Below are 6483 nucleotides of genomic sequence, written 5' to 3'. Positions count from 1 at the left end.
TTTATTTAATTATAATAATTTGGTATGATAACGAGCGAAAAAGGAAAAAATAGGGAAAGAAAGAGGAAAGAAAATGAAATCAATACAGGAAAACTACAAAGGTCTGCTGTTTTGTCTCGTCATCGCGATACCGGCGGCCTGGCTTGGAAAGAAATTTGAAGTGATCGGCGGTCCGGTGTTTGCGATTCTCATCGGTATGTGTCTTGCGCTGATCGTGAAAAAAAATGATTCTTTGCAGCCGGGAATAAAATATACATCAAAAAAGATTCTTCAATATGCAGTCATTTTGCTTGGATTCGGGATGAATTTGACAGATATCCTTGCGAAAGGAAGGCAATCGCTTCCTGTTATCGTCGCAACAATTTCCACATCGCTTCTGATCGCATTTGTTCTTTGCAAAGTGCTGAACATCCCGTCCAAGACGGCAACTCTCGTTGGCGTGGGCTCCAGTATCTGCGGTGGATCTGCCATCGCAGCTACAGCTCCGGTCATCGATGCGGATGATGAAGAGATTGCTCAGTCGATCTCCGTCATTTTTCTTTTTAATGTTATCGCGGCGCTGATCTTTCCGACACTTGGAGGGATCATCGGCCTGTCAAACGAAGGGTTCGGGCTTTTTGCCGGGACTGCGGTAAATGATACTTCTTCCGTCACGGCGGCAGCTGCAGCTTGGGATGGCATCCATGGAAGCAGCACGCTGGATTCCGCCACGATCGTCAAGCTTACAAGGACATTGGCAATCATACCAATCACACTTGTTCTGTCTGTCTGGCAGATGCAAAAAGCGCGCAAGGAAGGGAAAGAAGCGGGAGGAAGCTTTAAAATCGGAAAAATTTTTCCGTTTTTTATTCTGTTTTTCGTGCTGGCATCTGTCATCACAACGGTGTTCTCACTTCCGGTTTCCGTGACTGCTCCCATCAAAGAACTGAGCAAGTTCTTCATTGTCATGGCTATGGCGGCCATCGGATTTAACACGAATATCGTAAAGCTTGTAAAGACGGGCGGGAAGCCAATCTTTATGGGATTTTGCTGTTGGGTGGGGATCACAGCGGTAAGCCTTCTGATGCAGCGTGTACTTGGAATCTGGTAAAACAGACAAACCTTCGGACATATATATGGGAATAACCATAGATGTCCGGAGGTTTTTTTATGGGGAAAAGGAGAGGAAAAGGTAAGCAGATACTTCTTTTTGGTTTTACGACAGTGCTCGTGCTGTCTGGCGTTGTCTGGTATACCATGGAATATACGAGTGTGGGAAACAGTGTAAATGGAACGGAGATGCCGGTCTGTTCTGTGGAGACGGAGGAAAAGAAGGCGGTTCTTACATTTGAAGCTGCGTGGGATGAAGAAGGGACAAAGAAAGTGCTGGACATCCTGAAAGATTGTCAGGTGAAGGCTTCTTTTTTTGTGACAGGAGAGTGGGCGAGGCTCTATCCGGATACGATGAAGAGAATTGTGGAAGAAGGACATGACTTGGGAAATTTGGGGGAAACCCATCAAAATATGTCACGGATGATGCAAAAAGAGCAGGAAGAGGAGATACGATCGGCACACAGGACAGTAGAAGAAGAGATTGGGGTAAAGATGTCTCTTTTCCGCCCTCCGTACGGGCGATATGGAGAAAGTCTGATCCGGACTGCCAGGGAGCTTGGATATCAGACTGTCTGCTGGTCTGTAGACTCAATGGACTGGAAAGACTACGGGGCGGAGGCGGTAGCAGCGACCGTCCTGGAAGATCCGGAACTCAAAAACGGAGCCGTCATACGCCTGAACAGCGAGGCAAAATATACACCTGAAGCACTGCCCAAACTGATACAGGGACTTCAAAAAGAAGGCTATCAGCTCGTCCCCTTATCAAAGATTCTTTATAACGAGCCGTATCATCTCGACGTGACAGGCAGACAGATCCAAGGACTGTGCGAAAGGCTGTTCGCAAAGTGACATAAAGAGAAAAAAGATCTCATAAAATGCAGAAAATGGATGGAACAGTGATGGCCTATGAATTTTACAAAGATGCAAGGATGCGGAAATGACTATATCTATGTTGATAGTGAGAAAGAAAAGATCCGAAATCCTTCCGCGCTTGCCAGAAGGATCAGTGACCGCCACTATGGAGTTGGGGCAGACGGATTGATCCTCATCTGCCCGTCAGACCGGGCGGACTTTCGGATGGAAATGTATAATGCCGACGGATCCAGGGGGACGATGTGCGGGAATGGGATCCGATGCCTTGGACAATATGTGTATCAGAATGGAAAAACGGAGAAAAAAGAGTTGGAGATCGAGACAGACAGCGGGATAAAAAAGCTGTGGCTCTATCCGGATGATAAGAACTTCCGGGTCAGAGTCTGTATGGGCGTGCCGGATATACGGGAGAAACACTTTGCTGTATCGATCCGCGGGAGAAAGACGGAGGTGGTTCTCGTGTCTATGGGAAATCCTCATGCAGTCATTTTCCTTCCGCCGGATGCCGGAAGTTTCCGGCAATGGAAGATGGAATATGCAAGAGAGATTTCGGAATATTCGGCTTTTCGGGGCGGAATCAATGCAGAACTTGTAAGGATGACATCTGAATACGGCATGAAGATGCGTGTTTGGGAGCGGGGGAGCGGCGAGACGCTGTCCTGTGGGACGGGAGCTTGTGCGGCTGCGGCCGCGGCGGCAGTGACCGGGCGTGGGAAAAGAAGAATGAAGATTGAAATGCCCGGAGGAATCCTCAGTACAGAATGGAAAACAGGAAGCGGACTTATGTATCTGGAAGGAACAAGCCGCATCATCTGTAAAGGGGACTATACCGACAAATACTGAAAAGACTCTTTACGTGTTTCGGAAAATGTGTTATCATTACCGCAGTATGGAATTTAACACATTAAAGAAATAAAGAGAAGGGGTCATAGAGATGTTTAAAATCAATGAAAATTATTTGAAACTTCCGGGAAGTTATCTGTTTTCCAATATCGCTAAAAAGGTGGCGGCACATACGGAAGCAAATCCGGACAAATCGATCATCCGCCTTGGAATCGGAGATGTGACACAGCCTCTTGCTCCGGCTATCATCGAGGCGCTTCACGGTGCAGTGGATGAGATGGCACATGCGGAGACGTTCCATGGATATGCACCGGATCTTGGATATGAATTCCTCAGAAGTGCTATGGCAAAAAATGATTATGAAGCAAGAGGATGCGATATCAAACCAGAAGAGATCTTCATCTCAGACGGTGCAAAAGGGGATTCCGGAAATATCCAGGAAATTTTTGCACAGGATAACAAGATCGCAGTCTGCGATCCGGTCTATCCGGTCTATGTGGATACGAATGTGATGGCTGGACGTACAGGTACGTATGATCCGGAAAAAGAAGTGTGGAGTGATGTGATCTACATGCCTTGTACAGCAGAAAACGATTTTGTGCCGGAACTTCCAAAAGAAGTACCGGATCTGATCTATCTCTGCTTCCCGAACAATCCAACCGGATCTGCCATCACAAAAGATCAACTCCAGGTTTGGGTGGACTATGCCAATAAGAACGGATCTGTCATCATTTACGATGCTGCTTATGAAGCATACATTTCCGAAGAAAATGTACCGCACACGATTTTCGAGTGTGAAGGGGCAAGGACCTGCGCCATTGAGCTTAGAAGCTTCTCCAAAAATGCAGGGTTTACGGGGGTACGTCTCGGAGCCACCGTCATCCCGAAAGATTTAAAATGCAACGGCGTGATGCTTCACTCTCTGTGGGCAAGACGCCACGGTACGAAATACAACGGGGCGCCGTACATCGTACAGAAAGCGGGACTTGCGGTTTACTCAGAAGAAGGGAAAGCACAGCTCAAGGATCAGATCGCATATTATATGAGAAATGCAAAGACGATCTACGATGGCCTGAAAGCAGCCGGATATACCGTATATGGAGGAGTCAACTCTCCTTATGTATGGATGAAAACGCCGGATGCGATGACGTCCTGGGATTTCTTTGATTACCTGCTGGAAAACGCTGGTGTGGTAGGCACTCCGGGGTCCGGATTCGGACCAAGCGGAGAAGGATATTTCCGACTTACCGCGTTTGGAACATACGAAAATACAGCGAAAGCAGTAGAGAGAATCAAGAGTCTATAAAATAGATGTCTCTCCTTTCTGCACAGGGCATATAGAAACCTGGCCGGGAAACTGCCATGAATTGGCAGGAAACCGGCCGGATTTTTCCTCAAAGAAAAGATCAGATCAAGGGAAAACTTGTGTGTCATGTTATGACAAAAAAATGAAAAAAAGTGTTGACATTTCTTTTTTTTTTGATATAATATTCTTGTTCGCTGATGAGCGGACAGACAAATCTGATGCGGATTGGTGTAATGGCAGCACAGCAGACTCTGACTCTGTTAGTAGAGGTTCGAGTCCTCTATCCGTAGTTTTCGGAGTGTGGCTCAGCTTGGTAGAGCGCTACGTTCGGGACGTAGAGGCCGCAGGTTCGAATCCTGTCACTCCGATTACCGGCAAAGTTGGAAGAATGTTGCGTCTGGTATATTTTTTTGCGCAGATTTGTAAAAATCAAATCAGGGAATACCTGAAAGCTCTCAATTAGAGGAAGATACTGATGCGGATTGGTGTAATGGCAGCACAGCAGACTCTGACTCTGTTAGTAGAGGTTCGAGTCCTCTATCCGTAGCTTTCGGAGTGTGGCTCAGCTTGGTAGAGCGCTACGTTCGGGACGTAGAGGCCGCAGGTTCGAATCCTGTCACTCCGATATTTGTGAAAACCACAAAGTCCTAAAAAATGGACTTTGTGGTTTTTTTGTGCGCTTCGGACATTTTGGGCTGAAAGTGACCGAATCACATGGTTTGAAGTGTGTTGACTCTTGTACATAGACAGTATGATGATATAATGAAACATAGGAAACAGAAGACAGGTGGTATAGATAATGAAAAAACATAACACATCAGAGACAATAAAACGTGCGTCGGATTTTCCGCTCATCATGATCGGCGAAGGACTTCTGGTAGGGATTTTCGCGGGCTTTCTCGTTCTTTTGTATCGCATTAGCTTGACCTATGCGTCCGGATGGATGAATCAGATCCTTTCTTATGCCAAAGGGCATCCGTCCCGGATAGCCGGATGGTTTGCAGTTCTTTTCTGCATGGCCGTGATTGTAGGACTTCTCGTAAAATGGGAGCCGATGATATCCGGCAGTGGGATACCTCAGCTGGAGGGAGAGATGACCGGAAAACTCAGTCAGAAATGGTACAAGATCATTCCGGCCAAGTTTGCAGGTGGTTTCCTATGTCTCCAGGCGGGGCTTGCCCTAGGGAGAGAAGGTCCGTCTATCCAGCTTGGGGCTATGATGGGAAAAGGAATTTCGCGATTTTTGAAACGCGGGAAGACGGAGGAGAAGTTTCTCCTCACGTGCGGCGCCAGCGCAGGGATGGCGGCCGCTTTTCAAGCACCATTGGCAGGTGTGATGTTTGCGATGGAAGAAATCCACAAAAATTTTTCGGCGGCAGTGTTTATCTCCGCCATGACGGCTTCTGTAGCGGCGGATTATATCACGTCCCAGGCCCTTGGAATGAAGCCGGTATTTGAATTTGAGATCGCCACGAATTTGCCGCAGAAATATTATATTTTCCTGATCGCTCTCGGGATTATCCTTGGCGTGATGGGAGTGTTTTACAACTGGTTTACATTGAAAGTACAGGGTATTTATAAAAAAATCCCATTTCCGGGTACGATATCTAAGGTTATGGTGCCGTTTGGGATAGCAGGTATCCTGGGATTTACTGTGCCGGAAATTCTTGGGAACGGACACAGTCTGATCGATCAGATGACTCATGAGAAGATGGTGTTTGGAACATTGCTGATGCTTTTTATATTGAGGTTTTTGTTCTCTGCAGTCAGTTTCGGAGCAGGAGTTCCTGGAGGTATTTTCTTTCCGATGCTTGTGTTGGGGGCATTTGTGGGATGCATTTTCGGTTATGTCTGTACAGATTTGTTTGGAATTCCGGAAATCTTCATCAACAATTTTGTCCTTCTGTCTATGGCCGGTTATTTCACAGCGGTTGTCCGTGCGCCGATGACAGGAATCATTCTGATCTTTGAGCTGACAGGATCCCTAAGCCAGATGCTGTCTCTTTCTGTTGTCACGATTGTATCGTATCTTACGGCTATGCTTCTGAAATCGGAACCGATCTACGAGAGTCTTCTGGAGCGGATTTTAGAGGGGATGCACGTGGAAACAGAGAAAGACGGCGGAGAGAAAGTGCTGGATTACTATGCAGTGACGGAGGATTCCGCCGTTTCCGGAAAACAGATCCGGGACATCCTGTGGCCAGAACACTGCCTGTTGGTGGCGGTAAAGCGAGGCGAGAAGGAGCTGATCCCGAAGGGCCGGACACGGATCATGACCGGGGACATTATCATTACGATGACAGATGAGGAGCACAATGGCGATGTGTACGACAAGATGCGCAGACTGTGCAGAAAAGAATAAAAGAGGC

The 6483-nt window shown here is 47.1% G+C and carries 5 protein-coding genes and 4 tRNA genes; all 9 read left to right on the top strand.

All coding sequences use genetic code 11. The features are described from left to right. Positions 1–73 precede the first annotated feature (73 nt). The 9 genes from FLB61_RS02465 to FLB61_RS02425 all read left to right on the top strand — a co-directional run bounded on the left by FLB61_RS02465 (position 74) and on the right by FLB61_RS02425 (position 6476). Positions 74–1090 (top strand): YeiH family protein, encoded by a 1017-nt coding sequence (locus FLB61_RS02465; RefSeq protein WP_221919291.1) that lies wholly within the window; start codon positions 74–76, stop codon positions 1088–1090. Between the two features lie 59 nt (positions 1091–1149). Beyond that, positions 1150–1941 carry a polysaccharide deacetylase family protein gene (locus FLB61_RS02460; RefSeq protein ID WP_087211029.1) on the top strand — a complete coding sequence of 264 codons (792 nt, stop codon included), beginning with the start codon at positions 1150–1152 and terminating at the stop codon, positions 1939–1941. A gap of 57 nt (positions 1942–1998) precedes the next feature. Beyond that, a complete protein-coding gene (gene dapF, locus FLB61_RS02455) occupies positions 1999–2808 on the top strand; it encodes a diaminopimelate epimerase (protein ID WP_087200978.1) in 810 nt (269 codons plus the stop codon). Between the two features lie 91 nt (positions 2809–2899). Beyond that, positions 2900–4114, top strand: coding sequence for an LL-diaminopimelate aminotransferase (locus tag FLB61_RS02450; RefSeq protein WP_087200976.1), 1215 nt, complete (start codon positions 2900–2902; stop codon positions 4112–4114). A 219-nt stretch (positions 4115–4333) separates the two neighbouring features. Then, a tRNA-Gln gene (locus tag FLB61_RS02445) sits at positions 4334–4404 on the top strand. A 4-nt stretch (positions 4405–4408) separates the two neighbouring features. Next, positions 4409–4482, top strand: a tRNA-Pro gene (locus FLB61_RS02440). 108 nt (positions 4483–4590) lie between these two features. Next, positions 4591–4661, top strand: a tRNA-Gln gene (locus FLB61_RS02435). A gap of 4 nt (positions 4662–4665) precedes the next feature. Then, positions 4666–4739, top strand: a tRNA-Pro gene (locus FLB61_RS02430). Between the two features lie 174 nt (positions 4740–4913). Next, a complete protein-coding gene (locus FLB61_RS02425; protein WP_221919290.1) occupies positions 4914–6476 on the top strand; it encodes a ClC family H(+)/Cl(-) exchange transporter in 1563 nt (520 codons plus the stop codon). The last annotated feature ends 7 nt before the right edge of the window (positions 6477–6483 follow it).

The organism is Sellimonas caecigallum (genome assembly GCF_019754295.1).
In the GTDB taxonomy this organism is placed as follows: Bacteria; Bacillota; Clostridia; order Lachnospirales; family Lachnospiraceae; genus Sellimonas; species Sellimonas caecigallum.
This window is presented reverse-complemented; position numbering and strand designations above follow the sequence as displayed.

Excerpts from the sequence above, each read along its gene's own strand:
- FLB61_RS02460 (WP_087211029.1), top strand. The coding sequence starts at position 1,150 with ATGGGGAAAAGGAGAGGAAAAGGTAAGCAGATACTTCTTTTTGGTTTT.
- dapF (WP_087200978.1), top strand. The coding sequence starts at position 1,999 with ATGAATTTTACAAAGATGCAAGGATGCGGAAATGACTATATCTATGTT.
- FLB61_RS02425 (WP_221919290.1), top strand. The coding sequence starts at position 4,914 with ATGAAAAAACATAACACATCAGAGACAATAAAACGTGCGTCGGATTTT.
- FLB61_RS02465 (WP_221919291.1), top strand. The coding sequence starts at position 74 with ATGAAATCAATACAGGAAAACTACAAAGGTCTGCTGTTTTGTCTCGTC.
- FLB61_RS02450 (WP_087200976.1), top strand. The coding sequence starts at position 2,900 with ATGTTTAAAATCAATGAAAATTATTTGAAACTTCCGGGAAGTTATCTG.